At 61.2% G+C, this 15290-nt stretch carries 16 protein-coding genes and 1 pseudogene; 9 read left to right on the top strand and 8 right to left on the bottom strand.

Going from position 1 to position 15290, the window contains the following annotated elements:
* The first annotated feature begins 29 nt into the window (after positions 1 to 29).
* The 5 genes from ACVTFQ_RS32730 (at position 30) to ACVTFQ_RS32750 (ending at position 3596) form a co-directional block, all read left to right on the top strand.
* Entirely contained in the window at positions 30 to 338 is a 309-nt protein-coding gene (locus ACVTFQ_RS32730) for a DUF736 domain-containing protein (protein ID WP_142913690.1), read from the top strand.
* Positions 339 to 508: 170 nt separating this feature from the next.
* A complete protein-coding gene (locus ACVTFQ_RS32735) occupies positions 509 to 1564 on the top strand; it encodes a Fic family protein (RefSeq protein WP_109461990.1) in 1056 nt (351 codons plus the stop codon).
* Between the two features lie 421 nt (positions 1565 to 1985).
* A complete protein-coding gene (locus ACVTFQ_RS32740) occupies positions 1986 to 2294 on the top strand; it encodes a DUF736 domain-containing protein (protein ID WP_011427435.1) in 309 nt (102 codons plus the stop codon).
* Positions 2295 to 2618: 324 nt separating this feature from the next.
* Positions 2619 to 2783, top strand: a complete 165-nt coding sequence (locus tag ACVTFQ_RS32745; RefSeq protein WP_162854296.1) for a hypothetical protein — start codon at positions 2619 to 2621, stop codon at positions 2781 to 2783.
* Between the two features lie 321 nt (positions 2784 to 3104).
* Positions 3105 to 3596, top strand: a complete 492-nt coding sequence (locus ACVTFQ_RS32750) for a hypothetical protein (protein WP_142859877.1) — start codon at positions 3105 to 3107, stop codon at positions 3594 to 3596.
* A gap of 535 nt (positions 3597 to 4131) precedes the next feature.
* Here the strand turns inward: ACVTFQ_RS32750 and ACVTFQ_RS32755 are convergent.
* The 5 genes and pseudogenes from ACVTFQ_RS32755 to traC form a co-directional block, all read right to left on the bottom strand.
* Positions 4132 to 4380, bottom strand: a pseudogene (locus ACVTFQ_RS32755) (WGR domain-containing protein); the annotation flags it as partial.
* 199 nt (positions 4381 to 4579) lie between these two features.
* Positions 4580 to 5023 carry a thermonuclease family protein gene (locus ACVTFQ_RS32760; RefSeq protein WP_193559327.1) on the bottom strand — a complete coding sequence of 148 codons (444 nt, stop codon included), beginning with the start codon at positions 5021 to 5023 and terminating at the stop codon, positions 4580 to 4582.
* Between the two features lie 360 nt (positions 5024 to 5383).
* A complete protein-coding gene (gene traG / locus ACVTFQ_RS32765) occupies positions 5384 to 7360 on the bottom strand; it encodes a Ti-type conjugative transfer system protein TraG (protein ID WP_269703638.1) in 1977 nt (658 codons plus the stop codon).
* A complete protein-coding gene (traD, locus tag ACVTFQ_RS32770; protein ID WP_142913692.1) occupies positions 7353 to 7568 on the bottom strand; it encodes a type IV conjugative transfer system coupling protein TraD in 216 nt (71 codons plus the stop codon). Before traD ends, traG begins: the two co-directional genes overlap by 8 nt.
* 4 nt (positions 7569 to 7572) lie before the next feature.
* Complete coding sequence (gene traC / locus ACVTFQ_RS32775; protein ID WP_142913693.1) at positions 7573 to 7869, bottom strand: conjugal transfer protein TraC; 297 nt, start codon at positions 7867 to 7869, stop codon at positions 7573 to 7575.
* A gap of 254 nt (positions 7870 to 8123) precedes the next feature.
* Here traC and traA point away from each other — a divergent pair, with 254 nt between their 5' ends.
* From traA to ACVTFQ_RS32795, 4 genes are read left to right on the top strand one after another with little or no spacing between them, the layout of a single operon-like run.
* Positions 8124 to 11435 (top strand): Ti-type conjugative transfer relaxase TraA, encoded by a 3312-nt coding sequence (gene traA / locus ACVTFQ_RS32780; RefSeq protein WP_142913694.1) that lies wholly within the window; start codon positions 8124 to 8126, stop codon positions 11433 to 11435.
* 23 nt (positions 11436 to 11458) lie between these two features.
* On the top strand, positions 11459 to 11998 hold the full coding sequence (gene traF, locus ACVTFQ_RS32785; RefSeq protein ID WP_142913700.1) for a conjugative transfer signal peptidase TraF: 540 nt from the start codon (positions 11459 to 11461) through the stop codon (positions 11996 to 11998).
* A complete protein-coding gene (locus ACVTFQ_RS32790) occupies positions 11988 to 13151 on the top strand; it encodes a conjugal transfer protein TraB (RefSeq protein ID WP_142913695.1) in 1164 nt (387 codons plus the stop codon). The genes traF and ACVTFQ_RS32790 overlap by 11 nt, the downstream gene beginning before the upstream one ends.
* Before the next feature lie 16 nt (positions 13152 to 13167).
* Positions 13168 to 13782 (top strand): TraH family protein, encoded by a 615-nt coding sequence (locus tag ACVTFQ_RS32795; RefSeq protein ID WP_142913696.1) that lies wholly within the window; start codon positions 13168 to 13170, stop codon positions 13780 to 13782.
* Positions 13783 to 13798: 16 nt separating this feature from the next.
* Here ACVTFQ_RS32795 and ACVTFQ_RS32800 read toward each other — a convergent pair whose 3' ends face one another.
* The 3 genes from ACVTFQ_RS32800 to ACVTFQ_RS32810 form a co-directional block, all read right to left on the bottom strand.
* Positions 13799 to 14176, bottom strand: a complete 378-nt coding sequence (locus ACVTFQ_RS32800; protein ID WP_142913697.1) for a DUF5615 family PIN-like protein — start codon at positions 14174 to 14176, stop codon at positions 13799 to 13801.
* Positions 14173 to 14805, bottom strand: a complete 633-nt coding sequence (locus ACVTFQ_RS32805; RefSeq protein WP_142913698.1) for a DUF433 domain-containing protein — start codon at positions 14803 to 14805, stop codon at positions 14173 to 14175. The genes ACVTFQ_RS32800 and ACVTFQ_RS32805 overlap by 4 nt, the downstream gene beginning before the upstream one ends.
* Before the next feature lie 171 nt (positions 14806 to 14976).
* A complete protein-coding gene (locus ACVTFQ_RS32810) occupies positions 14977 to 15189 on the bottom strand; it encodes a helix-turn-helix domain-containing protein (RefSeq protein WP_037094533.1) in 213 nt (70 codons plus the stop codon).
* Positions 15190 to 15290: the final 101 nt, after the last annotated feature.

Below are 15290 nucleotides of genomic sequence, written 5' to 3' on the forward strand. Positions count from 1 at the left end.
GGCCCGAAACCAACGAAAGGAACACGAAAATGGCAACGATCGGCACCTTCACCTCCACCGAAACCGGCTTCAACGGCTCGATCCGCACGCTTGCCCTCAACGTCAAGGCCCGCATCGCCCGCATCGAGAACCCCTCCGACAAGGGCCCGCACTACCGCATCTACGCCGGCAATGTCGAGCTCGGTGCGGCCTGGCAGAAGCGCTCCGAGCAGGACCGCGACTACTTCTCGGTCAAGCTGGACGACCCGAGCTTCCCCGCTCCGATCTACGCAACCCTCACCGAAGTCGAAGGCGAGGACGGCTACCAGCTGATCTGGTCCCGCCCCAACCGGGATTGAGATCCGGACGAGGCCCCGCTCGCCAAGGCGGGGCCTCCTCCCGACAACAGGGCGACCTCCTTCGTGCCGCGGCTTTTTCCCGTTCGTTCTTCCATATTGGATGAAATTGGATGGAAAAATGGATCTCGCTATGTCATACCCCATTTGGATGGAAACGGATGGGAAAATGGATGACGGCGCTCGATCTCTCCAAATTGCGTATCACGCCTGAGATCCTGTCGTTGATCGCCGAGATTGACGAATTCAAAGGCGCCTGGCGAGCGCTTGGTCGCATCGCACCCGATCGGCTGTCCAGCTTGCGGCGGGTTGCGACGATCGAAAGCATCGGATCGTCGACACGTATTGAGGGCGCGAAATTAAGCGACCGCGAGGTCGAAAGGCTGCTCTCGAACCTCCGTATCGGCTCGTTCTCCAGCCGAGACGAACAGGAGGTTGCCGGCTATGCCGAGGTGATGGAGACGATCTTCTCCGCCTTCGACGCAATCCCGCTTAACGAAAATCACATCCGCCAACTGCATCGGGATCTGCTCGCGCACTCGGTCAAAGATGAACGACACAGGGGAAACTGGAAAACCCTTGCCAACAACGTCGAAGCCTTCGACGAGGATGGACGAAGTCTGGGCGTCGTCTTCGCGACAGCCTCCCCTTTCGATACGCCGGGCCGAATGTCGGAACTAGTGGCCTGGCAACAAGCTCAGGAGAAGGATGGCACGTTTCACCCTCTACTCGTCGTCGCTGTCTTCGTCGTCGTCTTTCTGGAAATCCATCCTTTCCAGGATGGCAATGGCCGACTGTCGCGCGCTCTGACCACTTTGCTGCTTCTTCGGGCGGGTTATTCCTATGTGCCGTACAGCTCACTGGAAAGTGTTATCGAGCAGAACAAGGAAGCCTATTATCTCGCGCTTCGCCGAACGCAGGGCACGATACGAACGGACCAACAGGACTGGAATCCGTGGGTCGAGTTTTTCCTGCGGAGCCTGCAACGCCAGAAGCAGCGTCTCGAGCGCAAGATCGAGCGTGAGCGCATTCTCCTCGGCGACCTGCCGGAGTTGTCCGTCGCGATCCTCGAACTGGCGCGTGAGCGCGGGCGCGTCACGGTGATGGATGTGGCCAAAGCGACAGGCGCGAGCCGCAACACCGTCAAGGATCATCTTCGGGCGCTGACCGAGCAGGGACATCTGACCCTCCACGGAGCCGGTCGTGGGACCTGGTACGGCTTAAGCTGACGCCGGAGCGAAGCGTCCCCCGATCAGCCGAAATCGGAGCTATGGTCCAATTGTGCGCAGCCGCCATTGCCACGTGCCTTTGCCTGATATAGCGGGGCTCCATTCGCGGGCTCGATGAGGCATGTCTGACCGGAGACCGGCGTCGCCTCGATCGTCCTCCCGCAACGGCCATCCGAAACTTTCTTCCCCTGCGGACGCAACCCCACTCGACAGGCCGAGTGGGGACCCCGGCGTGCCGCATTCCTCGCGCAGCAACAAAGTTCCTCCCGGCCGCCCTCCATTTCATTGCGGCCCGGCAAGCCACCCCACGGCGCGATGCGCAATGGGGACCCCGGGGGTGCGGTCCGATCGTCCCCGGTCCTTTCGACAGCCATCGAGGCCGCGAAGGGCGCGGCCCGAAACCAACGAAAGGAACACCACAATGGCAACGATCGGCACCTTCACCTCCACCGAAACCGGCTTCAACGGCTCGATCCGCACGCTTGCCCTCAACGTCAAGGCCCGCATCGCCCGCATCGAAAACCCCTCCGACAAGGGACCGCACTACCGCATCTACGCCGGCAACGTCGAGCTCGGTGCGGCCTGGCAGAAGCGCTCCGAGCAGGACCGCGACTACCTCTCGGTCAAGCTGGACGACCCGAGCTTCCCCGCTCCGATCTACGCAACCCTCACCGAAGTCGAAGGCGAGGACGGCTACCAGCTGATCTGGTCCCGCCCCAACCGGGACTGAGATCCGGACGAGGCCCCGCTCGCCAAGGCGGGGCCAAGCGGCCGAATAGAGAAGCCGGGAGCGGGCATCGAGCCCGCTTCCGGCTTTCCTGGTGCCATGCGGAACCGGAAATGTCTGCTCATAGCGCTCCAGTATGCCGTGCCGGCATGGCGGCCTCAAGGACGAGCGGTCAACCCCCAATTTTGCCTCCGCTTCGGTTCCCGCCGCTCCAACAAAATCGGCTCCCCCACTCGCCGCCGCTGGCGGTCGCGTTCGCGATCCCTGACCCCGCCATCCCGTCCCGCCCCGCGTCGTCGTCTTTCACGAACTCAAGGAGATGAGACGATGACGATCGAACAGCACATCGAGGAACTGCGTGCCGAACTGAGGAACGCATGGGGCGCGGCCGAGCGGCGTCAAATCGAGGCGGAGCTCCAACTCGCCGAGGCCGATCTGGCCGTCATGCTTGCCGAACAGGAGGGCGCCGTCGAAGCCGAGCCGCCATTCTGAGCGGCTCGTTCCTCCTGTTATTTGAGCCGGTCCGCCGGCTCGACCGGCCTCCCGGCTGTCAGGGATTTCACCCCTCAACGCTCCCCCCGGCTCCCGCCGGAGACGGTCGCGTCCCCTACGGGTCCGCGGGTCTCTTCTCTCTATGACCTCCCATTCTACTCCAGCAAATCCGGCGTCAAGGACGGCGCGGTCTCCCCCAATTTTTCCGCCGCCAGGCTCTGGAAAAATCGGTTCCCCCGCTTGCGAGCCGCGTCCCGCGGTCCTTGACCCCTCTTTGCTACAGAGTGGCCGATCTCCGTCATCAACGAAGGAGATCACATCATGACAACCGATCAGAACATCATGCTCTACGCCAAGCTTTCAGGCTTCCGTCTCGTCGTCCTCGCAAACCGCATCGGTTGCGACAGCGAATTCTCGCGAGCGCTCCACGATCGCCTGATCAAAGGACTGGAGGCAGCAATTGGCTGCGTGCGGATCATCATGGCGCTGGAGCGGAGCGTTCTCACCGGAGGCGAGGAGTTCGCCGACTATCAGTTGGAGGGGGAGGCCGAGATATTCGGGCGCTTTACTATCAACTTGCTGGACGATCTCGAATTCGATTTCGACACGCATGAATATCGCATCAACGGCGGCGATTGGGCCATCGCTTTGACGGCGGACTATACCGGCGTTGATATCGACTATCCGGAGCTGATCGCGCTCACTGACGACGAACTCGGCTCACTTGCGCCGATCATCACGGCGATCACGCGGGAAACCGGCACCCCGGTAAATGCGTCCCGTATCAGCTACGACGATCACGCAGAATCATAATCAGTCTTGCGGTGCAGTTTCATCCGAGGGGCGGCGAGAGCCGCCTCTCAATAGGGATGTCGAGGAGGCATCGCGATCGTAGCGATGGCGACCAGTTGAGCCTCTTCCTTTCGATCCTGCTGTCATCTCTCATCGGGGATGTTGCAGCCCGTTCGTCACGACGCAACCTGCCGCCGCCAGAATTTTCCCCACAGCACTGCTGCTCCTCGCGGATCAAAATTCAGTCGCCGGCAAGTCCTCCACATTCGTTTCGGTGCGTCCCTCCTTTCCGGTCTGCCGACTATCCCCGCGATGACCGCAATTCGAAAGGAGAAACAACATGCAACAGCTCGCTCAATTCCTCGCCGCCACCGGCCGTCGGCTCCGTACTCTCTGCAAGGTGATCAGCCACTTCTTCCGCAAGGGCAAGCTCGGCTTGAAGCTCGTGATCAAGATCCCCTTCTTCGTCGAGATCGAAGTGTCCCTCGAGACCGACTGGGACCGGCGTCGCTGAAACGCCCTCTTGGCCCGCTTCGGCGGGCCTTTCCCAATTTGCCACAGAGGCGCGCGGGCGGTAACCGCGTTTGCGCTTTTGTCGAAGCAGATCGAGAAACAGTTCGACAGCTTCCTCTTCCCGCCCGAAATGATGGACCATCATTTGACCCTTCGCGCCAATGCGGCCCCACTTCCTGAGTAGGCAAACATCGCCAAAGAGGTTCGGTTCGATCGACATGGCGTAGTAGCGTGCCATGTTCTTCGCGACATCCGTGCGTTCGACATAGAGATGGTAGGGTTGCGCGATCATGAGATCAGAATCGCCGATCGCGGGAATCGCGTCCAACGACACTTTTGAATCGGTCGGGGTGGATCGATTCACATCGGTGATGAAATCGGAAATGTCATGACAGGCTTGGGCGGGACGCCTTCGGCGCACGGCTCTATTCGCGGTGCTCACGGAGCCCGCACACGATCTCCGCCCCATGGTGACGATCCTCTCGCGGCTCTCAGCCGCACCATCCATGTCGAGCGCCGTCCCAGCGCCGGGCGAGGCCCTCGTTGACGAGGGTGTCTCCAAGCGAGCGCCCTGCCCGCGTCACGGTACGGAGCTTGCGGCCATACTTGTCTTCGTCGCACAACCCGGCTGAAAGCGAAAACTTGCCAGCATTGAGCAGCGCCCGCAGGCGTGCTTTCGCGGCCTCGCCCTTGATCCTTTCCGCCTCGCAGCGCGGCGGGCTGAGTTCCGGCGTGTCGATATCCGCGATGCGGATTTTCTCTCCCTCGAACCAGAACGTATCGCCGTCGACGATGCAGTTCACATGGCGATCTGCACCGCAGAATGAAAATGCCGCTGACGATGAATCCGCTGTTGGTGTGTTGGCCGCAGTCACAAACCCAGAAAGCTTATTAATACCCCCGAAGGCAAGCCAGCCTCCCGCAGCAATGACCATGGCGCAGACGATCGCGATCAGGGGTTTGCGCGGGCGGCTCGGTCCCGATCGGGGTGACTTCCCCTGCCAGCGATGTCGATCGTTCCTGCTGCCGGACTTCCTCGGCTTTCTGAACGGAACCACATTCGATTTCGTCACCTCGGTCCTCTCCTGTATTCCCCAACTTATCGGCTTCGGTTCATCCGCGTTTATGAGCAAGCGTGCTATCAGACGGTGTGCGGGAGCGGGGCGCGGTCGGTCCCGCCTCCCCTTCGGGCCTCTTTGTTGAGGCTCCTGCGGCTGCGCTATTTCCCGCTCCTCGCACGACGAGAATTCCCGAAATCCCGCCCTTTCGTGCGACGCTGATTTCTCCGATACTCTTCATTTTTCTGGATCGACCTTGCTCGCTGCTCTGCGCGCCGGCTCGATCAGAGGGGCTTCGGGTGGGCTTCCAAGCTTGTGAAACCTGTTCGTGCCAACACAAGCTTTCATGTCGTCGCGCCGAAACCAGATCGCGCGGCCGCATCGAAGCGGCGCGTTCCCCGCCGTGAAGACGATCTGTTCGTCAGCGCGCATGCGAAGGACTTCGTGCGGCTGGATCAACGGTCGTGCGGCCAACTGCTTCGACCGCGTCCGCGACGATCCTTTCATCTGCGAACTTCGGCTGACCTGGTCGATCTCGGCCGTCGTCATGCCGCAGCGACGCGAGATGTAATCCGCGGTTTCCGTATCGTTGATCGCCGCGAAACTGATCCAGCTCGCGCTCTCGAACCACTTGCTCGCGGCATCGCGGCCGCCGTAGGTTTCCCGCATCTGGCCGATTGACTGGTAGATCATGAGAAGCGTGATGCCATACTTCCGGCCGGCGTCGCGCGCGGTCTCCAGGATCCGCATGTAGCCAAGGCGGGCAACCTCATCGAGGAGGAACAGTGCTCTGCCCTTCATCAAACCATCGCGGTTATAAATTGCATTGAGGAACGAGCCGATGATGACGCGTGCGAGGCCCGCATGCGTCTCCAGGGTCTTGAGATCGATGTTGATGAAGACGTCGGTGTTTCCATCGGCAAGATCCCCCGTCGAAAACGTCTTGCCCGAAACCAGCGCGGCGTAGTTCGGATAGGACAGCCAGTGGGTTTCCTTGATGGCATTCGCATAGACGCCGGAGAAGGTTTCAGGCGTCATGTTCACGAAGGCCGCGACGTTCTCCTTTACGAAATCCGAGTCCGAATTGTCGTAGATTTCCTGCAGGCGTTGGCGCAACTGCGGTTCAGGTTCGGAAAGATTGGCGCGGACCTGGCGAAGCGTCTGGTTCTCCTTCTCAGTATGTCCGGAAAGGCAAACGTCGGCGATCATCGCCGTCAACAACTGCAAGGCCGAGGCCCGGAAGAAGTCGTCGCGCACACCGCGCGTACCGCCGCTATCGCTCATGATCCATGAGGCAACGGATGCGATATCCTCTTCCTTGGTGCCGCCGAATTGCCCGATCCAATCCAGCGCATTGAATCCGGTTTCCGGCTTCTTCGGATCGAGGACGAACAGGTCTCGGTCCGCGCTGGTGCGATGGGCCGACACCATTGGGGCAACCTCATTCGACGGGTCGAGGACGATCAGCGAGGCGCCCCATTTGAGCGCCGTCGGGATCGTCACCGATGTCGTCTTGAAACCGCCGGAACCAGCGAACACGATGCCATGCGACGAACCGAACGAACCGTCGAAGCATAAGAGCGGTGACTTACCACCGGCACCCCATGTGTCGGGATCATCGGCGCGAAACGCGCGCGTCCCTACGCTGTCCTTGTCGACGCGATATCGCTCGCCGACGACGATACCGCCGCCCTCCGCAAACAGGCCCGTCGTCTCCTGCATTTTCATCCAGTCGGCCTCTCCATGCAGCGCCCGCTTGCCGCGTATGCGTTTGGGCTCGGCACTGGCGAAGGCCGCGTTGCCGACGAGCGCAACGCGGAGGGCGAAGCAGGCAGAAAGCGCTGCAGCTGCCGCTCCGATCAGCGTCGCCGGATCGAGATAGGAGAGGAGCGACTTGCCGACCGGAACCTGGTTCGCGAATGCCGACAGCCTGATCGCCTCGCGAACGATGGCGACAATGATCGTCGCTAGCCCTCCGGCGGCGACGCCCCATCCTGCCGTCTTGATCCTGATCGCGCCGGCGCTCGCGAACAGCAACACGATGCCGATGACCGCCGCGGCGACATAAGGCAGGGCAATGCCGGCGCGGCCGAGCGTCTGTCGAGCAGCCTCCGTCTTTCCGAAGCCGGACAGCCAGTGTTCGATCCCGGTCAATCCGATCACGACCAGGATCATCAGCACGACAGGCGCCATGAAAAGAATGATCCTATTCATCGCTGTTGCCAAAGGCCCCCGCGCCGATCGCCAGCAGCCGCGGCCGTTCGGTCTCATCTGCTTTGAGGCGCTGGCTCAAATCGATGAGCGCGCCCAGCAGCAGCGCCCGTTTCTCGTATCGAAGGCCCGCTTTGACGATCAGACCGCCGAGCTCGATCTTTTCCCGCGTGTCCTTCTTGCGGGCGTCGGATGTGGTCGTGCGCGCCATCCGCTCAAGCCTCAGCAGTCCCGCCCGCAGCCGCGCCAGTCGCGTTCTGCGTGGACGGTGCCCTGCTTTCGCCTGCGCCTGCTCCCCTCTTTCCTCCGGTCGTACGAACCTCGCCTCCGCGAAACCGTTTCGCCAGGTCCTCGAAGGCCGCCTGCAGCTCTGCCTCGTCGACCTCGATCTCGCCAAGTCCGGCCTTGAGGGCGATCCGGCCGATGCGCTCGGCCTCACGGGTCTCGGCGATCTTTAGCTGCTCCTGGAGTTTGGCGATTTCGTCGCGGATCTTGGAGGATGGCCTTTTCATTCCGTACGTCTCCTTTGGGTTGGAAAGCTTGTCTTTCGAACCCAGTTTCCCGGAGGAGCGTGCGGAACGCACTACTGTGAATCCTACAATCGCCAAAGCGCCAGCTTTGGTGAATGATCCCGGCCGTTCCGAAGGAGCGGATCCGAAGGGCGCAATTATACGTCGCTGACGCGACGTTCTGCTTTTTGCCCCTGGCGGGGCCTTCCGCTTCCGACGAACCTGTTGATTTCGTTCGCAACCGGGAAAGAATTGCTGTGGCCGTCCCCCATTTCTCCGTCAGCGTTGTCGCCCGCGGCTCCGGCCGCAGCGCCGTGCTGTCGGCGGCCTACCGGCACTGCGCCAAGATGGAGTTCGAGCGCGAGGCTCGAACGATCGACTACACTCGCAAGCACGGATTACTGCACGAAGAGTTCGTTATTCCCGCAGACGCTCCCGAATGGCTGCGAACGATGATCGCGGATCGTTCGGTCGCCGGTGCTTCCGAAGCCTTCTGGAACAAGGTCGAAGATTTCGAGAAGCGCTCCGATGCGCAGCTTGCCAAGGACGTCACCATTGCTCTGCCGATCGAACTGAGCGCTCAGCAGAATATCGCGCTCGTGCGGGATTTCGTCGAACGGCACATCACGTCGAACGGCATGGTGGCCGACTGGGTCTATCATGACGCGCCGGGCAACCCGCACGTTCATCTGATGACAACCTTGCGGCCGCTGACCGAAGACGGTTTCGGCGCCAAGAAGGTCGCGCTGCTTGGACCGGACGGCAATCCGATCCGCAACGATGCCGGCAAGATCGTCTATGAGCTCTGGGCTGGAGGCATCGACGATTTCAACGCGTTTCGCGACGGATGGTTTGCCTGCCAGAACAGGCATCTGGCGCTGGCCGGTCTCGACCTTCGCGTCGACGGCCGCTCCTTCGAAAAGCAGGGGATCGATCTCGAACCGACCATCCACCTTGGCGTCGGGACCAAAGCGATCGAGCGGAAAGCCGATGTTGCTACGAAGCCGGTCGAGCTCGAGCGCATCGAACTGCAGGATGCGCGCAGAGCCGAAAACGCGAGACGGATCGACCGGAGCCCAAAACTCGTCATCGACCTGATCACGCGTGAGAAGAGCGTCTTCGACGAGCGTGATGTCGCCAAGATCCTGCATCGTTATATCGACGATCCCGCCCTGTTCCAAAGCCTCATGGTCCGGATCATCCTGCATCCCGACACGTTCCGCCTTGAGCGCGAGCGGATCGACTTTGCCACTGGTTCCAGATTGCCCGCCAAATACACGACGCGGGAAATGATCCGGCTGGAAGCGCAGATGGCCAATCGCGCCGTCTGGCTATCGCAACGGTCGTCACATGGCGTGCGGGATCCGGTGCTCGCCGCGACTTTTGCCCGTCATGACCGCCTGTCGGATGAGCAGAGAACTGCGATCGAGCACGTCGCGGGAGCCGAGCGGATTGCCTCGGTGATCGGCCGCGCCGGCGCCGGTAAGACGACGATGATGAAGGCGGCACGCGAAGCCTGGGAGGCGGCCGGCTATCGGGTCGTCGGTGGCGCACTTGCCGGCAAGGCGGCCGAAGGGCTGGAGAAAGAAGCGGGAATCCCTTCTCGGACACTTTCGTCCTGGGAGCTTCGCTGGAATGCGGGAAGAAACCAGCTCGACAGCAAGACGGTCTTCGTTCTGGACGAGGCCGGCATGGTGTCGTCGCGGCAGATGGCGCTGTTCGTCGAAGCGGTGACGAAGGCCGGCGCCAAGCTCGTTCTCATCGGCGATCCCGAACAGCTCCAACCGATCGAAGCAGGCGCCGCGTTTCGGGCGATTTCCGATCGCATTGGGTATGCGGAACTCGAAACCATCTATCGCCAGCGCCAGCAATGGATGCGCGATGCCTCGCTCGACCTGGCGCGCGGCAACGTCGGCAAGGCAGTCGACGCCTACCGTGCCAATGGCAAGGTGATCGGGTGGGATCTGAAGGCCGACGCCGTCGACAACCTCATCGCCGCCTGGGACCGCGATTACGATCCGGCGAAGACGTCGCTGATCCTGGCTCATTTGCGCAGGGACGTTCGCATGCTCAACCAGATGGCGCGCATCAAACTCATCGAGCGCGGGGTTCTCGACAAGGGAGCTATGTTCAAGACGGCGGACGGCGATCGCAATTTTGCCGTGGGCGACCAGATCGTGTTCCTCAAGAACGAAGGATCGCTCGGCGTCAAGAATGGCATGTTGGCCAAGGTCGTTGAGACCGGGCCGGGCCGCATCGTCGCGCAGGTTGGCGATGGCGAGCTTGCGCGCCAGGTGCTGGTGGAACAACGCTTCTACAACAACCTCGATTATGGCTATGCCACGACGATCCATAAAAGCCAGGGCGCCACGGTCGATCGGGTCAAGGTGCTGGGTTCTCTTTCTCTTGATCGCCACCTCACCTATGTCGCCATGACTCGTCATCGTGAGGACCTGGCCGTCTATTACGGCCGAAGATCCTTCGCCAAGGCCGGCGGCTTGATCCCAGTCCTCTCGCGCAGGAACGCCAAGGAAACGACCCTCGATTACGCTGGTGGTCCCTTCTACCATCAGGCCCTTCGCTTCGCCGAGGCTCGAGGTCTCAATCTCGTCAACGTGGCCCGCACGCTCCTCCGCGATCGGCTGGAATGGACGGTTGGGCAAAAGCAAAAGCTCATCGATCTTGGTGCGCGGCTGGCCGCGGTCGCCGCCAAGCTCGGGCTCATCATCGGCTCTGTGAAATCCCCAATTCATGACACTGTCAGGAAGGCAAGACCCATGGTTTCCGGCATCACCACCTTCGCAAAATCAATCGACCAGGCGGTGGAGGACAAGGTCACAGCCGATCCCGGTTTGAAGAAACAGTGGGAGGAGGTTTCGACCCGTTTCCACCTCGTCTACGCGCAGCCGGGAATCGCGTTCAAGGCGATCAACGTCGACGCACTGCTGAAGGATGGAGCGGTGGCGAATGCCACCATCGGCAGGATCCGCGATCAACCGGAAAGCTTCGGCGCCTTGAAAGGCAAGACCGGTCTACTGGCAAGCGGCACTGACAAGCAGGCGCGGGCAACAGCGCTGACCAACGCGCCGGCTCTGGCTCGAAATCTGGAACGCTATCTGCGCCAGCGTGCAGAGGCGGAGCGCAAATATGAGGTCGAGGAACGCGCCGTCCGTCTGAAGGTGTCCATCGATATTCCGGCGCTCTCGGCAAACGCAAAGCAGACCCTCGAACGTGTGCGCGATGCGATCGACCGCAACGACCTGCCGGCCGGTCTCGAATATGCGCTTGCCGACAAAATGGTGAAGGCGGAGCTCGAGGGATTTGCGAGAGCTGTATCGGAGCGTTTCGGCGAGCGGACCTTCCTGCCTCTTGCCGCAAAAGGCACCAACGGACAGACATTTAACACCGTCACCGCGGGGATGACGGCCGGACAGAGGGCCGAAGTGCAATCAGCATGGAATTTTATGCGGACCGCGCAGCAGCTGGCCGCGCATGAGCGCACGACGGAGGCTTTGAAACAGACGGAAACCCTGCGTCAGACAAAGAGCCAGGGACTGTCCCTGAAATGACGGCGCAAGTCTCTGTACGTCGGATGCGACCTGCGCGACGATCGAATGCCGTCGTGCTTTTGTTGGTGGCGGCAACCGTCGTTGGGGGCAGTGCCGCTGCCGCCAAGATCGGCGGCTACCGCATCAACCTGACGCCGAGCGAGCCCCTCGGGATATGGCGCATCTCGGCGCTCAATCGAGTGGTATCGGCAGGCGATCTCGTCTTCATTTGCCCTCCGCAAACGCCTGTCATGCGAGAGGCCAGAGCGCGTGGCTATCTCCGCTTCGGAACCTGCCCGGGCGGGGTCGCTCCGCTCATCAAGACGGTCATCGCGGTTCCCGGGCAGCATGTCGAAATCGGTGCGGGCGTAACGATCGACGGGCATGCGATCCCTTTCTCCGATCTGGCTCAGCGCGACGGCAAGGGTCGGCCGATGGTGCCGTATTTCGGCGGCGCCGTGCCGGCACAAAGCGTCTTCCTCCATTCACCGCACAGGAGCTCCTACGACTCCCGCTACTTCGGTCCCCTTCCCGTTTCGGGCATCCTCGGCCTGGCGCAACCGGTGCTCACCTATGTGCCGTAAGCGCGTTCGGCCGGTCCTGTTGATTGCCGCTTCAATCATCGCCGGAACGGTGGCGTGGAGCGGTCACGTCCTTTTCCTTCCGCTCGCATGCACGTTTCCAACCCTCTGGGCGCTTGCGCGGTCACGACTGGCGGCCGCAGCGGTTTCCGCCGGTTATTTCCTCGCTGCATCACGCGGTCTGCCGCAGGGCGTTGCCACCTTCTATTCCTCCGACCTCTGGCCGGGACTGCTGCTCTGGCTCAGCGCATCGCTGGGCTTTGTCGGTGTCCACGCAATGTTCTGGACGAGATGCGAACGTACACGACCGTTTCGCTACCTCGCGGCAGTCTTGCTCATGGCCATTCCGCCAATCGGTATCACCGGCTGGGCGCATCCGATCACGGCCGCGGGCGTGCTGTTTCCGGGATGGGGATGGTGGGGGCTCCTTGCCGCGACAGCCGGCCTCATGGGCCTCGTAACCCGCATGTGGCCAGCTGTCGCGATTGTCCTGGCAGGCTTTTGGATCTGGTCCGCCGCAACCTGGGACGAGCCGAAGCTAACGGAAGCGTGGCGGGGCGTCGATCTCGAATTCGGCGCTTCACTCGGTCGCGACGTCAGCATTAGGCACCACCGTGATCTGATTGCCACGGTGAAGGATCGAGCATCCGGCGGCGCCCTCACCATTGTCCTCCCCGAGAGCGCCCTGGGCTTCTGGACGCCGACCGTCGAGCGGCTCTGGGTAAATGGGCTGCAGGGCACTGACGTCACCGTCATTGCCGGCGCTGCGGTCGTCGATACGGGCGGATACGATAATGTTCTGGTCGCTCTCTCTCGTAACGGTGCTCGCGTCATTTATCGCGAGCGCATGCCGGTCCCGGGCTCGATGTGGCAGCCTTGGCGTCCCCTGCTGGGTCAGAGCGGTGGCGCGCGGGCGCATTTCATCGCGGACCCGGTAGTGGCGGTCGCTGATGCTCGGGTCGCACCGCTGATCTGCTACGAGCAACTGATCGTCTGGCCCGTTCTCCAATCCATGCTCCACGATCCGGACGTCATTGTCGCCGTCGGCAACGGCTGGTGGACCAAGGGGACATCCATCGTCGCCATCCAACGCGCCAATGCGGAAGCCTGGGCGCGTCTGTTCGATAAGCCCCTCTTGATTTCCTTCAACACCTGAAGCCCGAGGAGACCTCATGCTCGACGCTGCCCTGATCCAACAATGCGCCGACCCCTCATTGAAGCCGGCAATCGTCGAACAGTTCGTGACCGCTGCGGGCTCGAACGATCCGCTTGCCGTCACGGTCAAATCGGGTGGCCGATTGATCCTCGTCCCGAAGGCGATGACGCCGGACGAGGCCATGGCGATCGTCCGGCAGTATGTCGGCCAGGCAGTGGTCCGCGTCGGCTTGACACAGTTCCCTGCGGGTGTCGGCGTCAAGGATACGGCCGACTTAAAGGCTGATCTCGTCGATCCTTGCGAAAACCTTCGCAAGGGAACGGCGATGTTCGCGAAGGTCTTGCGGATCGTTGCCAAATGGTACGGCAATCCGAAGAGCGATGACGTCTTCCCTCAGATCTTCGAGGACGCTGTCTACGCCTGGAAGACCGGCGAGTTCGAAGGCGTGAGCGTGTTCCAGGCGGAGGATCCGAGAAAAAGCGTGACGATAGACAATGTATTGCCTCCAGAGGAGGCCGAGGCGAGCAGCGACATACCTCCTGCGGATACAAGCACTGAAGGCGCCGAGAAAAGCGAGAACGTTGGGTCAGCTGAGATGCGGATCGACCTGTCGAGGATCGGAGGAAAATGATTTCCTTGGAAGGTGACTATACTTCCGGAAGCGAATAGCGCGTGAGAACCGCTTCCTCTCCGTCGAGGGTTACTTCGATGACTGCGTTGACCATATCCTGCGCGCCTGCCAGATCCTGCAATATGAGGGCAAACAATTCTCGTTGCAGCACAGGCAGCACCTGCGGGACGATAATCACCAGACCCGCATGCAGCTCTTCCTTGGCATAGAGCTTCCGGAAGTCGCGGGCGTTGTTCGTCACGAAGGTGAAATCTTCCTCGATAATCCGAGGCATTAGGTCCCAATCGGTCTCGCCGCTCAGTCCCAGCCAATTTACATGGAAACAATCGTGGCCGTGCTCTTGAGCCACGGCCACGAGAGACGTGTGAAGGCATTCATCGATAAGAAACTTCACGAGGTCGAGCCAGACGTTTTAGGGACGTTCTCGTTCCGAAGGATCAGGCGCTTCACGGATTTCACCTTCAGGCCCTGCTCCGAAAGCTTCCTCGGACGTCCTCTGGCGGGATGGGCCGCAACCCAGATCTCGGCAAGTTCCACCATGCGCTCGGTGAGCGAAGGATAGCCCTCAACGATTTCCGCTGTACTTGCGCCTTGGGTCTTCATCGCGGCAATCGTTCGCACGGGAACACGGGTTCGCTTGAAAACCGGCTCGCCGCCCACGACGCCTTTCACGCTTTCAATCAGTCGTTCGGCTTCTCGAAGCGCCTCGGCCCGCGCGGCCAGTTGTTCTCGTGCTCGCGCAACGTCGATAATGAGATAATCGTCTGCCCTAACAGTTTCGGCATCGGGGTTCTGGTCGATCGTATCGAATAGGCGCTTGCGGCGCTCGGCAGACAAGATCGATCCGACGCCGTACCAGAGCTTCAACCGAAGCAGATCCTCATCGGTGAGTGCTCGACCCCTGCTACCAACGAGATGAGTCTCGATGATGCGCTTGTCGATCGCATTGTGCACCGACTTCACAGCGATCTCGCTGACAGCCGCCGCCTCGGCGGGTGTGTAGGCGTGTGATGTGCTGGCCATAATCATTCTCCTTGTGGAGAATATATAATGCGGCCCGCCGCTCGTGTAAAGCCTTGACCCATGCTCAATCTCAGTGGTCGAGCTGTCCCAATCGATCGATGCACATCGGCTTCGGAGCGGAAACCGCCTCCGAACCCTAAAATCCAGTCGACCACGGGCGCGATTTGCAGATCAGTTCGATTTGGTCACAAGCTCGGCGGGTTCGACGCCCAGCGCTTCTGAAATCTGGCCAAGGACGGTGAGGGTTGCCGACATTTCGGCGCGTTCAATGGCACCGATATGGCGTGCGCTCAGGCCTGTGCGGTGCGCCAGTTCCTCCTGCGTCAGTTTCTTGCCATGACGTATTCGACGCAAATTGACCGCCATGACCTCGTTGAGATCCATGACGTGAGCGGAACCTGAATCGGAATTATTGTTCTAGGAACTATAGTTCCGATTCGACATGTCCTGTGATATTGGGGGCAATCGATCTTCGACGGATTTGC

The sequence above is a fragment of the Rhizobium sp. O111 genome (genome assembly GCF_055616315.1).